This window comes from Limnohabitans sp. 63ED37-2, from assembly GCF_001412535.1.
In the GTDB taxonomy this organism is placed as follows: Bacteria; Pseudomonadota; Gammaproteobacteria; order Burkholderiales; family Burkholderiaceae_C; genus Limnohabitans_A.
The window spans coordinates 2,218,707-2,233,723 of the sequence record NZ_CP011774.1; the positions used below are offsets into that span (position 1 = coordinate 2,218,707).

Annotated in this window: 17 protein-coding genes; 14 read left to right on the forward strand and 3 right to left on the reverse strand. The window is 58.7% G+C overall.

Annotated elements, in window-relative coordinates; all coding sequences use genetic code 11:
* Positions 1-63: 63 nt before the first annotated feature.
* Positions 64-621 carry an HD domain-containing protein gene (locus L63ED372_RS10545; RefSeq protein WP_062407944.1) on the reverse strand — a complete coding sequence of 186 codons (558 nt, stop codon included), beginning with the start codon at positions 619-621 and terminating at the stop codon, positions 64-66.
* Positions 622-743: 122 nt separating this feature from the next.
* On the opposite strand from L63ED372_RS10545, the gene phnC reads away from it, so the two are divergent.
* The 8 genes from phnC (at position 744) to L63ED372_RS10585 (ending at position 7,703) form a co-directional block, all read left to right on the forward strand.
* A complete protein-coding gene (phnC, locus tag L63ED372_RS10550; RefSeq protein WP_062407946.1) occupies positions 744-1,589 on the forward strand; it encodes a phosphonate ABC transporter ATP-binding protein in 846 nt (281 codons plus the stop codon).
* Between the two features lie 24 nt (positions 1,590-1,613).
* Complete coding sequence (gene phnD, locus L63ED372_RS10555; RefSeq protein WP_062405922.1) at positions 1,614-2,564, forward strand: phosphonate ABC transporter substrate-binding protein; 951 nt, start codon at positions 1,614-1,616, stop codon at positions 2,562-2,564.
* Between the two features lie 11 nt (positions 2,565-2,575).
* The gene (gene phnE / locus L63ED372_RS10560) at positions 2,576-3,388 is read left to right on the forward strand and encodes a phosphonate ABC transporter, permease protein PhnE (RefSeq protein WP_062407948.1); all 813 of its coding nucleotides are present in this window, start codon (positions 2,576-2,578) and stop codon (positions 3,386-3,388) included.
* Entirely contained in the window at positions 3,364-4,455 is a 1,092-nt protein-coding gene (locus tag L63ED372_RS10565) for an iron-containing alcohol dehydrogenase (RefSeq protein ID WP_062405923.1), read from the forward strand. The genes phnE and L63ED372_RS10565 overlap by 25 nt, the downstream gene beginning before the upstream one ends.
* Positions 4,452-5,567, forward strand: a complete 1,116-nt coding sequence (locus tag L63ED372_RS10570) for a TIGR03364 family FAD-dependent oxidoreductase (RefSeq protein ID WP_062405924.1) — start codon at positions 4,452-4,454, stop codon at positions 5,565-5,567. The genes L63ED372_RS10565 and L63ED372_RS10570 overlap by 4 nt, the downstream gene beginning before the upstream one ends.
* Positions 5,564-6,385, forward strand: coding sequence for a phosphonoacetaldehyde hydrolase (gene phnX, locus L63ED372_RS10575; RefSeq protein ID WP_062405925.1), 822 nt, complete (start codon positions 5,564-5,566; stop codon positions 6,383-6,385). The genes L63ED372_RS10570 and phnX overlap by 4 nt, the downstream gene beginning before the upstream one ends.
* Before the next feature lie 6 nt (positions 6,386-6,391).
* Positions 6,392-7,258: an NUDIX hydrolase gene (locus L63ED372_RS10580; protein WP_062405926.1), complete on the forward strand. Its 867-nt coding sequence runs from the start codon at positions 6,392-6,394 to the stop codon at positions 7,256-7,258.
* A 142-nt stretch (positions 7,259-7,400) separates the two neighbouring features.
* Positions 7,401-7,703: an antibiotic biosynthesis monooxygenase family protein gene (locus L63ED372_RS10585; RefSeq protein ID WP_062405927.1), complete on the forward strand. Its 303-nt coding sequence runs from the start codon at positions 7,401-7,403 to the stop codon at positions 7,701-7,703.
* A gap of 30 nt (positions 7,704-7,733) precedes the next feature.
* On the opposite strand, the gene L63ED372_RS10590 is transcribed toward L63ED372_RS10585, so the two are convergent.
* A complete protein-coding gene (locus tag L63ED372_RS10590; protein WP_062405928.1) occupies positions 7,734-8,171 on the reverse strand; it encodes a MarR family winged helix-turn-helix transcriptional regulator in 438 nt (145 codons plus the stop codon).
* A 96-nt stretch (positions 8,172-8,267) separates the two neighbouring features.
* Here L63ED372_RS10590 and L63ED372_RS10595 point away from each other — a divergent pair, with 96 nt between their 5' ends.
* The 6 genes from L63ED372_RS10595 (at position 8,268) to L63ED372_RS10620 (ending at position 13,180) form a co-directional block, all read left to right on the forward strand.
* Entirely contained in the window at positions 8,268-8,963 is a 696-nt protein-coding gene (locus tag L63ED372_RS10595; protein WP_062405929.1) for a fumarylacetoacetate hydrolase family protein, read from the forward strand.
* Between the two features lie 252 nt (positions 8,964-9,215).
* Positions 9,216-10,247 (forward strand): TRAP transporter substrate-binding protein, encoded by a 1,032-nt coding sequence (locus L63ED372_RS10600; RefSeq protein ID WP_062405930.1) that lies wholly within the window; start codon positions 9,216-9,218, stop codon positions 10,245-10,247.
* A 137-nt stretch (positions 10,248-10,384) separates the two neighbouring features.
* Positions 10,385-10,873, forward strand: coding sequence for a TRAP transporter small permease (locus L63ED372_RS10605; RefSeq protein WP_062405931.1), 489 nt, complete (start codon positions 10,385-10,387; stop codon positions 10,871-10,873).
* Positions 10,870-12,186, forward strand: coding sequence for a TRAP transporter large permease (locus L63ED372_RS10610; protein ID WP_062405932.1), 1,317 nt, complete (start codon positions 10,870-10,872; stop codon positions 12,184-12,186). Before L63ED372_RS10605 ends, L63ED372_RS10610 begins: the two co-directional genes overlap by 4 nt.
* A gap of 114 nt (positions 12,187-12,300) precedes the next feature.
* Positions 12,301-12,849, forward strand: a complete 549-nt coding sequence (locus L63ED372_RS10615) for an NUDIX hydrolase (RefSeq protein ID WP_062405933.1) — start codon at positions 12,301-12,303, stop codon at positions 12,847-12,849.
* Positions 12,850-12,934: 85 nt separating this feature from the next.
* Entirely contained in the window at positions 12,935-13,180 is a 246-nt protein-coding gene (locus tag L63ED372_RS10620; protein ID WP_062405934.1) for a hypothetical protein, read from the forward strand.
* 123 nt (positions 13,181-13,303) lie between these two features.
* Here the strand turns inward: L63ED372_RS10620 and L63ED372_RS10625 are convergent, their stop codons facing one another.
* Positions 13,304-14,962, reverse strand: coding sequence for an acyl-CoA synthetase (locus tag L63ED372_RS10625; RefSeq protein ID WP_062405935.1), 1,659 nt, complete (start codon positions 14,960-14,962; stop codon positions 13,304-13,306).
* Between the last annotated feature and the right edge of the window lie 55 nt (positions 14,963-15,017).

Consider the following 15,017-nt stretch of genomic DNA (forward strand, 5'->3'; position numbering starts at 1 on the left):
TTGTAGTTCCTGTACTGAATGTTCAAGGACTTGCGTGTCAAAGCCATGTCTTATTTGTTAAATTTAGGTGACGTGATCCTGCGCGACGCGACGCATCAACTGCATCAAATGGTCAAGCGCTTCATGGCGCGTTTCCTCAAACCAACCCGACTTTTTGCCCAAGTCATCCCAAACGCGCAGCTTCACGGCATCGGAAAAAAAAGGCTCCGCTTCAAATGCTGCGCATTCATCGGCGGTCATCAAGCCACCCTGCAATTGCAGGCTTCGGACCGAATCGGGGGAGAGCTTGCGAGCATAGGTCTCGCGCGTGCTGACCAAATAGCGTTTGGCCTGCACATGCAGGCGTACAGGCTCTGATACGGCAGGTCCAAACACAGGCAACAGGACCTCTGATCCGATGCGTTCATGCACATCGTCTTGGCCTCGCAATGTGGGTGTGCCTTCCAGATTCACCCACAAATGGCCCACATCGTGCAACCAACTGGCCAACTGCAAAGCCGCAGGGGCACCTGACTTTTCAGCCAATCGCCCGCATTGCCACGCGTGCATCAACTGTGTGACCGACTCGCCTGAGTAGACCAGGTCACCACCTTGCTCATAGAGCGCCAAAAGGGTGTTCATCATTTTTTGCATGGCGACACTGTGAACCCGCTGCATGTCAAACGCATGACAAAACAGATGCGCCATGAAATTGACATATTTTCTTCATCACTCAGTCATAGACGCTTTGCAAGATGCGTCACATGTCAAATGAACAAGCCGCCATCCGTGTCATCAACGCCTGCAAATCCTTTCGCAAGGACCGGCCGGCACTGCAAGCCATTGATCTGCGAATCAACAAGGGCGAATGTGTGGGCTTGCTCGGCGCCTCGGGTTCGGGCAAATCCACCTTGCTGCGGAGCCTGTGCGGGCTCGAGCGCCTCGATGGTGCAGACAGTGAAATCCAGCTGTGGGGCCAGAGCCTGCAGAAGTCGGGCAAGCTGAGTAAAGATGTGCGCCAGTTGCGCACCCACATCGGCATCATCTTCCAGCAGTTCAATTTGGTGGGCCGCATGGACGTGCTGACCAATGTGATGACCGGACTGCTGCCCCACATCCCGCTGCACAGAAGTTTGTTGGGCTGGTTCACACCCGAAGAAAAATTCAAAGCGCTCAAAGCCTTGCATTCGGTGGGCCTGTCAGAGCAGGCCATGCAACGGGCTTCGACCCTGTCCGGTGGCCAACAGCAACGCGCCGCCATTGCCCGTGCGCTGGTGCAAGGCGCACGCATTTTGTTGGCCGACGAACCCGTGGCCTCGCTCGACCCCGAGTCCACACGCAGGGTCATGGACTTGCTGCGCCAATTGCAAAGAGAGCAAGGCATGACCTTGGTCATCAGCCTGCACAACGTGAACCTGGCGCGGCAATACTGCGACCGCATCATCGCCTTGCGCGAAGGCCGCCTGGTCTACGACGGTCCGCCCATGGGCCTGGACAACCAACGCTTGCGCGAGCTGTACGGAACGCATTCAGACGAGTTGTTCATGGACCACCCGCCCGAAACACCAGAACCGCTTTTCAACCCAACGCTCCAACTTCTGGCGCATTGACTTTTTCAACCTGAGGACCACACCATGAAAATTGCCCGCTTACTGGCCACTGGCCTGATTTCTCTGAGTGCCATTGGCGCCTTCGCCCAAAACATCAGCTTCGGCATCATTGCCACCGACTCGGCTTCGGCCCAACGTGAGCGCTGGGAGCCCTTCTTCCGCGACATGGAGAAAAAGACTGGCTTGAAAATCCAGTCCTTTTACGCGCCTGACTACGCTGGCGTGATCGAAGCCATGCGCTTCAACAAGATCCAAGTGGCCTGGTACGGCAACAAAGCCGCGATGGAAGCGGTTGACCGCGCCAACGGCGAAGTCTTTGCGCAGCTCATGTATGCCGACGGCACCTTCGGTTACCACGCCTTGCTCATCACGCACAAGGACAGCCCCTACAAAACGCTGGACGATGTGATCGCTAATGGCAAGAACATCAACTTCGGCATTGGCGACCCCAATTCCACATCGGGCTTCTTGGTGCCCTCTTATTACATCTTTGCCCAGCGCAACATCGAAGCACGCAACACCTTCAAAACCGTGCGCAACGCCAGCCACGGCGCCAACATCCAGGCCACATTGGCCAAACAAGTGGATGTGGCCACCAACAACACCGAAGACATGGGCAAGCTCGAAAGTGCCAAGCCAGATTTGTTCAGCCAGTTACGCGTGATCTGGAAAAGTCCATTGATCCCGAGCGACCCGTTTGTGTGGCGCAAGGACATGGACCCTGCCGTCAAAACCAAGATCAAGGATTTTGTTCTGAATTACGCCAAAAACGACCCGGCTGAAAAAGCTGTTCTCAAGAACATCTACAACTACGGTGGTTTCCGCGAATCGAACAACGACCAACTGATCCCGATCCGTCAACTCGAGTTGTTCAAAGACCGCCGCAAGGTCGAGGGCGATGACAAATTGGCCGCTGCCGACAAAGCCAAACAATTGGCCGAGATTGACAAGCAACTGGCCGCTTTGAAGAAGTAAGCATGTCCACCATGTCCACCGCCATCGCCAGCCCAGATCTGGAAAAACTACAACAACTGGCCTCGCAAAAAAAGAGCCAGGGCCTGAGCTACTTGGTTTGGCTGGTGGCAGCGGGCGTTCTGGCCTGGGCTTGGCAGGGGGCTGAAATACGCCCCCTGGACTTGATCCGAGATTCGGCGAACATGCGCACCTTTGCCGCCGATTTCTTTCCGCCCGATTTCAAAGACTGGCGGATGTATTTGCGCGAAATGGTGATCACGCTGCACATCGCCTTGTGGGGCACGGTGCTGGCCATTGTGGCCGCCGTGCCCATGGGCTTGTTGTCGGCCGCCAATGTGGCCCCGGCCTGGGTTTACCAGCCGGTTCGCCGCTTGATGGATGCGTGCCGGGCCACCAATGAAATGGTGTTTGCCATGCTGTTCATTGTGGCCGTGGGCTTGGGCCCTTTTGCCGGTGTGCTGGCGCTGTTTGTGCACACCACGGGCACTTTGTCCAAACTGTTTTCCGAAGCGGTCGAAGCCATCGACCCGCGCCCAGTGGAAGGCATTCGTGCCACAGGGGCGCACAAACTCGCTGAAATTGCTTACGGCGTGATTCCGCAGGTGATGCCGCTTTGGCTGTCGTATTCGCTGTACCGCTTTGAGTCGAATGTGCGATCCGCTTCGGTGGTGGGCATGGTGGGTGCAGGCGGCATCGGTGTGATTTTGTTTGAGGTGATCCGCAGCTTTGAGTACGCCCAGACCTGCGCTGTCTTGCTGATGTTGATCGTCACCGTCTCCCTCATTGACATGGTGTCTTCATGGCTGCGACAGCGATTCATCTGACATGGTTCAACCCGGTGCAGCTCACCTGGGGACCGAACCTGTTGCACACCCACACACCAGACAAAGCGTTTTTTGTACTGGCAGATCCCCACGCCATCTCTTTGGCCATGGAGGTCGATTTGAGAAGGCATTGGGGCGATCTGTGCCAAGGCTGGATTTGGCAGCGTTCTGCCCAAAGCAGCATGTCGGCAGCACTGGAACTGTGCCAGCAGCTTTGGCCCATGTGGGCCACGCAACCGGACGTGGCTTTGCTGGCCATCGGTGGCGGCACCACGCTGGACTTGGCCAAATTGGCCCGCTTTGAGTTGCCTGACCTGAGCCAGGCGACCTCGGTTTGGCGTGCCAACAAGCTGCCGTACCCACACAAGCGGCATACCCTGTGGTGTGCACCCACCACCTCAGGTACAGGCAGTGAAGTCACGCCATGGGCCACGCTCTGGGACCTCGACACCCAGCCTGCCCTCAAGCGCTCGTGGTCCAGCCCCAAGGGCTTTGCCGACCAAGCCTGGGTTGACCCGTACTTGACCTTGTCTTGCCCCGAAGGCTTGACGCGAGACACCGCTTTGGACACCTTGGCGCACGCGCTCGAATCCATCTGGAACCACCACGCCAATGAGATCACACGCCCTTTAGCGGTGCGCTCTGCGCGAATGGTTTTGCAGACCCTGCCCGCCCTGCTCAAGAGCCCCCAAGACACGGGTTTGCGAGAACAAATGAGCCAGGCGTCTGTGCTGGCTGGTTTGGCGATGTCGCAAACCCAGACGGCCTTGGCCCACGCCTTGTCGTATGACCTGACCCTGCATGAAAACCTGCCCCATGGCCACGCCTGTTCGGTGTGGTTGCCCATGGTGCTGGACATTGCAGCGGCCATCAGCCCGCAGGTTCAGGACGACCTGGCACATGTTTTTGACTGCCGCTGGCAACAAGCTCGAGAACACCTGACGAACTGGCTGCAGAGCCTGGGCATCGCGCCACGCGAGCTGCGCCAGAACCCAGTCGGTCTTTATCAATTACAGCAGGCACTCGCCTCACCCCGAGGCCGCAACTTTGTAGGAAGCACAGCATGAGCAACGATGTGATCATTGTGGGCAGTGGCATCGTGGGCCTGGCTTGTGCCTGGGCCGCGTTGCAACAAGGCAAGAACGTGCGCGTGATCGACCGCGATCCATTTTGTGTGGGGGCTTCGATCCGCAACTTTGGCTTTGTCACCGTCACCGGCCAAGGCCGGGGTGACACTTGGCGTCGCGCCCGGCGCTCTCGGGATGTGTGGGCGAGCCTCGCACCCCAAGCGGGCATCGCGATTGAGCACGAGGGCTTGTATGTGCTGGCCCAAAGGCCACAAGCCAAAGTGGTTTTGCAAGAATTGTGCAAACAAGCCGAGGGGCAAGATCTGCAATGGCTCGAAGGCCAAGCACTGCAAGACCGGGCCCCACAATTTGTGATGAAACATTTACAGGGTGCCTTGTACAGCCCTTACGAGCTGCGCATCGAAGCCCGCAGCGCCATCGAAAAACTCCGTCTTTGGCTGGCCACACAGGGCGTGGTGTTTAAGATGGGTCAACACGTCCAAGAAGTCATCTCGGGGGCCGTCTTCACGGGCGGGCAGTGGCTGCAAGCCGATCGCATCTTGGTCTGCCCCGGCCCTGACATGCGCAGCCTGTTTCCAGAAGCCTTCAGCCAAAACAACACCCAGCTGTGCCAGCTGCAAATGCTGCGGGTACGACCACCAGACGGCTACAAGCTCGGTGCTGGCGTCATGAGCGATTTGAGTTTGGTGCGCTACCGGGGTTACAGCGAGTTGCCCGGATCTCAATTGCTGCTCGATCAACTGCGCGTGGAAGCACCACAGGAATTGGCCCACGGCATTCACCTGATCGTGGTGCAAAGCCAAGATGGCTCTTTGGTGGTGGGTGACTCGCACCACTACGGCCAGGCCATGCGACCATTTGCTTCTCGCGAAGTGGAAGACCTGATTCTTTACGAGATGCAGCGGCTGCTGTGCCTGGGCCATTACCAGGTGACCGAGCGCTGGACGGGCATTTACCCGAGCGCCCAGCAAGACAGCATGGTGCGCGAAGTGATGCCGGGTGTGCAACTGGTCAGCGTGACCAGTGGCACCGGCATGAGCACCTCCTTTGGCTTGGCCGAAGACGTCGTTGGCAGCTGGAGCGCCGCATGAAGCAAGACCACACAAAAAACATCCAAGGCATCGTGCTCGATTGGGCGGGCACCATCGTGGACTTTGGCAGCTTGGCCCCCATGGGCGCATTTGTTGAGCTGTTTGCCCGCCACCAACTGACCATCTCCATCGCCGAGGCCCGCGTGCCCATGGGTTTGCCCAAAATTGACCACATTGCAGCCTTGGCCCAGATGCCCGCCATCGCTGAGCAATGGCAAAACTTGAAGGGCAGACCCTTCAGCCACACCGATGCGGAGGAACTGCTGACCGAGTTTGAACCCATGAGCGCCCAGGCGGCACTGGACCGCTGCACGTTCATCCCCGGTTTCATGGCGGCGTACCATGCGCTCAAAGCCCAAGGCCTGGCCTTTGCCACCACCACCGGTTACACCCGCACCATCATGACGCCCTTGATCGAGATCGCCCACGCCCAAGGGTTCACACCCGCCCTGGTGGTTTGCTGCGACGACGTGGCCCGCAGCCGACCCGACCCCATGGGCATGTGGGCTTGTCTAGAGGCCATGGGTTTGCAGGGTCAGGCCGCGCAGGTCATCAAAGTCGACGACACCGCGCCGGGCCTGGCCGAAGGTCTTGCCGCAGGCGCATGGACCGTGGGTGTGGCCATCAGTGGCAACGCCCTGGGCTGGACGCACGAAGCTTGGCTGCAGGCCAGCCCACAAGACCAGGCCCACGCCCGCACCAGCGCTGGCGCCCTGCTGCTCTCGGCTGGGGCCCACGAGGTGATCGACAGTGTGGCCGATTTGCCCGATGCCATCGCCCGCATTGAGCAACGCATCGCCCAGGGCGAAACCCCTTGAGTTGACATGCCCCAAAGCCTGAGTCCTGAACAAGCGTTTTGGTCACGCCTGAGCGGGCCTCAACAAGCTTGGCTGACAGGCGAGCTGAAGGCCCAGCAAGCCTTGCCCAGCGGCGGCAGCGTCTGGTTGTGCGACGGCGTTGAGATGGGCTGGGTGTCGGCCGACCGCGCCCAAGACATGGTGGCTTTGCTGCCCGGCTGCACCATCAGGCAGGGTCGTTTGCACTGGCAGACGAGCGCGGTCCAGCCCATGCAGCGCAGCCAGGCTTTACAGGCTTTTTTGGAGCAACAAGCGGCCCAAGGGCGACTCACCGGTTGGCGTGGTGAGTTTTTTGCGTGGTGGCCTGACACACCCGCCTGGCCACCGGCTTTGGACGTGCCCCCATTTTTGTGTGTGGAGCGGGCCGGTTTCAGGCACCTGGGCCTGATGAGCCATGCGGTGCACATCCACGGCTTTTTGCCGCAAGGGGAGCTGTGGTGCGGCCGCCGCTCAGACCACAAAGCCACCGACCCCGGCCTGCTGGACAACCTGGCCGCCGGGGGCTTGACGGCCGGAGAAGCCCCCTTGACAACGGCTGTGCGTGAATTGGCCGAAGAGGCCAGCTTGCACTTAAGCGATCCAAACCGCCTGCGAGGGGCCGGGGTGATCCGCACCCAAAGGCTTGAGCCTCAGGGCTGGCATGACGAACAACTGCTGGTTTACACCTTGCCCATGACTGAGCAGGAGACGCCCGTCAATGCCGATGGTGAGGTGCAGGAATTTCTGTGCCTGAGCCCGGGTGAAGTGGTCTCGCGCATGCAATCGGGGCAATTCACAGTGGATGCCTGCGCCTCTTTGGCCCAAAGTATGGCTTGGCTCATGACCGACAAATGACCGACTCATGACCTGCTCAAGCCCGGACAGACCTGGTCCAGCAGCGCCTTGACTTGCGGAATATGGCTGGCAAGGAAGTGACGCCTTGGGGCCAAGGTTTCGGTTAAGGTTGATCTTTTGAACCCCAACCACGGACAAGATCATGATCCTCGAACTCGCCGACATCCGCATCCAGCCTGGCCAGCAGGCCGCTTTTGAACAAGCCATTGAGCTGGGCCTGAACACGGTGGCCTCCAGGGCCAAGGGTTTTCGGGGGGCCAAGGTCAACCGCTGCATCGAGACCCCAGAGCGCTTTGTGCTGCAGATTTTCTGGGACACCCTGGAAGACCACACAGTGGGCTTTCGTCAGTCACCGCTGTTCACCGAATGGCGTGCCATTGTGGGCCCCTTCTTTGCCGCGCCCCCGCATGTTGAGCACTTTGAGCTGACCTACACCTCGGCCTGAGCCAAGCCAGGGCCCCGCTGAAGGCCTGCATCAGCTGCTTTGATGGCCTTTGACCAGCAGTGAGAGCAAATGCACAAACTGGCTTTGCTCTTGCTGCGACAGCGGGCTCAGGATTTTTTCTTGCACCCGGGCCACATCGGACTGGATGTTGGCCAAGGCTTGCACACCTTGGGGGGTGACCACCAGCAGCTTGCGCCTGCGGTCGCTCGGATCGGCCTCGCGCACCACCCAGCCCTTGGCCTCCAGCCGCCCTATGACCGAACCCGAAGTCGCCGGGTCAAAGGCCACCCGCTTGGCCAAGCTCACCTGGTCGATACCGGGGCTGCCCAGCAAGGCATTCAAGATGGCAAATTGCACGGGCGTGATGTCGGCACTGGCCAATTGCTCGGCAAAAATGGCCACCGCAATTTGCTGAGCCCGGCGAATCAGGTGGCCCGGCGTGGTCTGCAGGTCGATGCTTTGAATCATGAGCGTGTTCAGTTGCGGGGGCCGCGCAGATATTTCAGATGCCAAAAATCAGGCACTCCGATTAACATCTTATTTTCACCTTGAAGAAAGCGACCCATGAGTTTTGTATTTTCACCCATGCCTGTGGTCTCGGTGCCTGTGCTGGGCCAACCCGAACGTTTTCCAGTGCACCGCATTTACTGCGTGGGCCGCAATTATGAAGAGCATGCCAAGGAGATGGGCTTCACCGGGCGCGAGCCGCCTTTCTTCTTCCTCAAACCTGCTGACAGCCTGGTGGTGGTCGATGCTGGCCAGACCGGCGCCATGCCCTACCCCAGCCTGACCCAAAACCTGCACCACGAGATCGAGTTGGTGGTGGCCATCGGCCTGGGCGGGCGAAATATCAAAGCCGCCGATGCGGCCAAGCACATCTATGGATATGCGGTGGGCCTGGACATGACACGCCGCGACCTGCAAAACGAGATGAAAAAACAAGGCCGCCCCTGGTGCATCGGCAAGGCCTTTGACCATTCGGCGCCTATCGGCCCGATCACGCCCATCGCCCAAGCCGGTGACGTGAACAACGCCGACATCAGCCTGCAGGTCAACGGTGCAGACCGCCAGCGCAGCAGTGTGGCCAAACTCATCTGGAACGTGGCAGAAACCATCGAACACCTCTCTGCCGCCTGGGAACTGCAACCCGGTGACCTGATTTACACCGGCACCCCCGAAGGCGTGGCCGCCGTGGTGGCGGGTGACACCTTGGTGGGTCAGGTGGCGGGCTTGGGCAGCCTGGAAATCAAAATCGCCTGAAATAAGGCATGGGAACGCGCTGTTTGTAAGTCCGCACCAACGGCGTTTTCCCCATGAATAAAAGTGCGCCCCCATCAAAAAATTTAGGGTTAACCCTCGATCTAACTCCTATAAGTTGCAACATAATGCATTTTTTACCCCAAGAAAGCGCCTCAGCGGCTTTCAAGAGAGCGCCTGTGTCGCGTTTTTCCGATTAACCGACCAAACGGTTGGTTTATTATCAATTTTTTAACCCAAGTTGGAGACAAGTCGATGAAGAAATTCCTGCAACAAACGGCCCTGGCCGCAGGCCTGATGGCCGTTGGTTTTGGCGTCCACGCCCAGACCATCACGCTGAAGGTTCACCACTTTTTGGGACCACAAACCATCCAGCACACCACCATGCTGGGCGACTGGTGCAAGAACATTGCTCGCGACTCCAAAGACCGCCTGAAGTGCGAAATTTTCCCGGCCATGCAACTGGGCGGCACACCTGTGCAGTTGTATGAACAAGCCCGCGATGGCGTGGTCGATGTGGCTTGGACTTTGCAAGCATTCACACCCAAATTGGCCAAACTCGAAGTGTTCGAGTTGCCTTTCATGATGACCAATGCCGAGGCCACCAGCCGCGCTGCTTGGGACTATGCTCAAAAGTATGTTCAGGATGACTTCAAAGACGTGAAGATGCTGGCTGTCCACGTCCACGGCCCTGGCAACATCTACACCAAGAACAAAGCCATCACCACCATGGCCGACCTCAAGGGCCTGAAAGTGCGTGCACCTACTCGCCAAGTCAACAAGATGGTCGCGGTGATGGGCGCCACGCCTGTGGCCATGCCTGTGCCGCAAGTGCCAGAAGCATTGTCCAAAGGTGTGATCGACGGTGCCGTGATCCCTTACGAAGTGGCCCCAGGCCTGAAGGTCAACGAGTTGACCAACTTCACCGCTGAAACCGATCGCAGCTACAACGCCCTGTACACCACGGTGTTTGTGGTGCCCATGAACAAAGCCAAATACGACTCACTGCCTGCAGACCTGAAGGCCGTGATCGACAAAAACTCTGGCCGCGAGTTCTCTGCTTTCTTGGGCAAAACCCAAGCAGGTCACGATGCTGTAGGCAAGAAAGTCTTCGAAGCTTCTGCCAATCAGAAAATTACCATCATCCCCAAAGCTGAACTGGAAAAGTGGAAGAAAGCCACAGACGCTTTGGACGACGCTTGGGTGGCCGAGATGACCGGCAAAGGCATGGACGGCAAAGGCATGCTGCAAACGGCTACGGACTTGATCAAGCAGTACACCAAGTAATCAACGACTTGGTCATCCATAAGAGCAGGGATATCCCTGCTCTTGTCTTTTGATTGCTGCTTTTAACTCAAAAATTCACGCGGACGTCACCGCGACAGTTGTTACCTCTCTCATCAGCGCAGCGCGGAGCGTTCACCATGTTTTCAAATTTACTAGAGCGGACCGCCCGACTCTGCAGCATCTTGGGCGGAATCGTCATGACCGGCTTGATGCTGATGACCTGCTACAGCCTCATTGGCCGTAACTTTTTTGACTCTGCCCTGATTGGTGACTTCGAACTCACGGGTGTGGGCGCGGGTGCGGCCATTGCGAAGTTCATGCCCTTGTGCCAACTCAAACGTGAAAACATCATTGTGGATTTTTTCACCGCCAAATGCAGTGCAGCAACCAACCACAGGCTTGACCGCATGGGCGATGTCTTCATGGCGGTGATTTTTGGATTGTTGTCATGGCGTTGTGCTCTTGGCGCCATCAATGCCAAAGAGACCATGGGCGCTTCGATGCTGCTGGGCTTTCCCGACTGGATTGTGTTTACCAGCATGTGCATCCCATTTGGCATCACTGCACTGATCGCCTTGATGCAAGCGCTTTCCCAAATTGTGCACAACGAGGAGGCCACAGCATGAGCCCCATTCAACTGGCCTTGATGATTTTTGGCCTGATGCTGCTGCTCATGGTGGTGCGTGTGCCCATCGCGGGCGCGATGTTTATGGCCGGCTCTGTCGGCTTTGTTGTTCAAGCGGGTGTGCCACCGTTTTTGAACTTCCTGAACAATTTGGCTTTCGCCCGATTGGCCAACTACGACCTGTCGGTGATTCCCCTGTTCATCTTGATGGGCCACTTTGCCACCCAAGGTGGCATCAGCAAAGCGCTGTTCCAGTTTGCTGCAGCGGTGATGGGCCGTTTCAAAGGCGGTCTGGCCATGGGCGCGGTGTTGGCCTGTGGTGCGTTCGGCGCCATTTGCGGCTCCTCAGTCGCCACTGCAGCCACCATCACCGGTGTGGCTTTGCCCGAAATGAAGCGCCATGGCTACTCTGGCCGCTTGGCCACCGGGACTTTGGCTGCGGGCGGCACCTTGGGCATCTTGATCCCACCCTCGGTTCCCTTGGTCATTTATGCCATCTTGACCGAGCAAAACATTGCCAAACTGTTTGCCGCCGCGATGATGCCCGGCATCATCGCCATGGTCGGTTACATGATCGCGATTGCCATTTATGTGCGTTTGGTGCCAGGTCAAGCCCCTGACCAAGAAGAGCGCGAGCGCCTGACTTTTGAATCGCTCAAAGGCATTTTGCCGATTGCCACCATTTTTGTGATTGTTTTTGGCGGCATCTACGCAGGGTTCTTCACGCCCACCGAGGGCGCTGCTGTAGGTGCAGCCTCCACGTTTTTGGCGGCCTTGCTCAAGCAAGAGCTGACCTGGAAAAAATTCATCCAATGCTTCCACTCCACGGCCATCAGCTCCGGCATGATCTTTTTGATCTTCATGGGTGCCGATGTGATGAACGCCGCCTTGGCCCGCACCCAAGTGCCCGCGCAATTGGCCGAAATGGTGGTGGCCATGAACTTTGCCCCCTTGATGGTGGTGGCGGGCATCTTGCTTTTGTACGTGGTGCTGGGCGCGGTGATGGACGAGTTGTCGATGCTGCTGCTGACCATCCCCATCTTCTTCCCCATCATCATGAAACTCGACTTCGGCATGACGCCCGAGTACACCGCCATTTGGTTCGGCATCATGGTGCTCATGACCGTGGGTTTTGGCATGTTGGCCCCGCCCGTAGGCTTGAACGTCTACGTGGTCAATGGCATGGCCAAGGACGTGCCGCTGAGCGAAAGCTACAAAGGCATCATGCCCTTCCTGATCAGCGACACCATCCGTACTCTGCTGTTGCTCTTTTTCCCGGGCATTTCACTGTTCCTGATCAAGTACCTCACTTGACGATCCCGCTCCGACATACAGCCCCCACGGAACAACGCCTTGGGGGCTTTTTTTTGCTGGACTGGTTAGACTCTCCAAACATTTCCACCACTGCCCCCATTCAAAGTCCCCGCCATGATGTTTGACCGGACCATCCGACACTGCCGACAATGCGGCGCTCTGGTCGAGCGCCGCCTGCCCGATGACGGCGACACCAAAGAACGCGCCATTTGCACCGTTTGCCACACGGTGCATTACGAAAACCCCCTGAACGTGGTGGGCACTGTGCCCCACTGGGGCGAGCAAGTGCTGCTGTGCAAACGCAACATCGAGCCGCGCAAGGGCAAATGGACCTTGCCCGCTGGCTTCATGGAGCTGGGTGAATCCACATCACAAGGTGCGGCCCGCGAGACGACCGAAGAAGCCGGGGCACAGTTCATCATGGAAGACCTGCTCACGGTGATGAGCGTGCCGCGTGTGGGCCAGGTGCACCTGTACTACCGCGCCAAGCTGACCAGCGATGTATTCGACCCCGGGCACGAAACCATGGAAGCGCGGCTGTTCAAAGAAGACGAAATTCCTTGGGACGAATTGGCCTTTCGCACCGTCAAGGAAACGCTGGAACACTACTTTGCCGATCGGCGGGCCGGGCGCTTCAGCACCCACGCTTTTGACATTGCGTAAAAATTTGTATTCGCCTGCCCAAATGGGGTAAAGGCCTTAGATAATGAGAGGGTATTTCCCCCCTCGTTTTCTTCAAAGGCTTTGCATGATCAAGTCCATTTCCGCAGTTCTGACCAGCTTGTTGGCTGCCACCGCCATGGCCCAAACGGCTGCCCCAGCGCCAGCCCCCGCACCGGCCCCCACTTCGGCCCCTGCCGTGACCGCCAATCCGGCTGTAACCCCTACACCCGCACCCGCTGCCACCCCCAAAGCCGAGGCGTCTGCCAAGAAAAAAGCGGCCAAAAAGACCGCCAAGAAAAGCAAGAAATCCAAAAAGAAGGCCAAGGCCTGAGGCCATCGAAGCCCATACGTCCGAGGGTCTTGACCCCGTCAGACCCCAAGCCAAGGCCACCACCCGGTGGCCTTTGTCATGGGTGCCGCGGAACTCCCCAAGGCCGCTGCGGTGCCTGGTCCATCAAACGTCAATCGCCGCCGCCGACCCGGCCTGCTTGCGCAACTCGAACTTCTGAATCTTGCCCGTGCTGGTCTTGGGCAGCTCGCCAAACACCACCGCGCGCGGCACCTTGAAGCCCGCCAGATGCTGCTTGCAGTGCGCCACGATCTGCTCGACCGTGACTTGGGCGTCGACTTTGAGCTCCACAAAGGCGCACGGCGTCTCGCCCCAACGCGCATCAGGCTTGGCCACCACGGCGGCGGCCAGCACCGCGGGGTGGCGGTAGAGCACGTCTTCCACCTCGATCGATGAAATGTTCTCGCCGCCCGAGATGATGATGTCTTTGCTGCGGTCCTTGATCTTGAAATAGCCGTCCGGGTACTGCACCGCCAAGTCCCCGCTGTGGAACCAGCCGCCGGCAAAAGCTTCTTGTGTGGCCTTGGGGTTCTTGAGGTAACCCTTCATGGTGATGTTGCCCTTGAACATGATCTCGCCCATGGTTTCGCCATCTTGCGGCACGGGCTGCATGGTTTCGGGGTTGAGCACGCGCACATCGCGCTGCAGGTGGTAACGCACGCCTTGGCGGGCATTCAGCCGGGCCCGCTCGCCAATGTCGAGCGCGTCCCACTCTGAGTGTTTGGGGCACACGGTGGCGGGGCCATAGACCTCGGTCAGACCATACACATGGGTCAAGTCAAAGCCCAGTTGCTCCATGCCCTCGATCATCGACGCCGGGGGCGCAGCGCCCGCCACCATGGCCTTGATGCCTGCGGGCACGCCCGCCTTCATGGCCGCCGGGGCATTGACCAGCAAGCCGTGCACGATGGGTGCGCCGCAGTAATGCGTGACGCCGTGGCTGCGCATGGCATCGAACATGGCCTGCGCGTCCACCTTGCGCAGGCACACGTTCACGCCCGCACGCGCCGCCACCGTCCACGGGAAACACCAGCCATTGCAATGGAACATGGGCAACGTCCACATGTAGACCGCGTGCTTGGGCATGTCCCATTCCAGAATGTTCGAAATGGCATTGGTCGCTGCGCCCCGGTGGTGGTAGACCACACCCTTGGGGTTACCGGTGGTGCCGCTGGTGTAGTTCAGGGCAATCGCGTCCCACTCGTTGGCAGGCAGGCTCCAGGCAAAGTCGGCGGCACCGCTGGCCACAAAGGCCTCGTAAGTGACCGTGCCCAGTTTCTCGGTGGGGCCGGTGTACAGCGCGTCTTCCACATCAATGACCAGCAAGGGCCGTGTGGACTGGCGCAGTGCCAGCGCTTTTTTCATCACGCCCGCAAACTCCGGGTCCACGATCACGGCCTTGGCCTCGCCGTGGTCCAGCATGAAAGCCACGGTTTCCGGGTCCAGCCGGGTGTTCAGGGCATTGAGTACTGCCCCCACAATGGGAATGCCAAAGTGTGCCTCCACCATCGGCGGCGTGTTGGGCAGCATCACGGCGACCGTGTCGTTTTTACCAATGCCCGCCCGCGCCAGCGCACTGGCCAGCTGACGGGTGCGGCGGTAAGTGGTGGCCCAGTCCTGGCGCAAATCGCCGTGCACGATGGCCAGGCGGGTCGGGTACACCTCGGCCGTGCGCTCAATGAAGCTCAAGGGCGAGATCGGGGCATGGTTGGCAGGGGTCTGGGGCAAGTCTTGGTCAAAGATGCTGACTTTGGTTTCTGTCATAAGTGTTCCGTGAAGGCTGGATGTCCAATGGTGAACAGTTTGCCTGAGCCAGCGC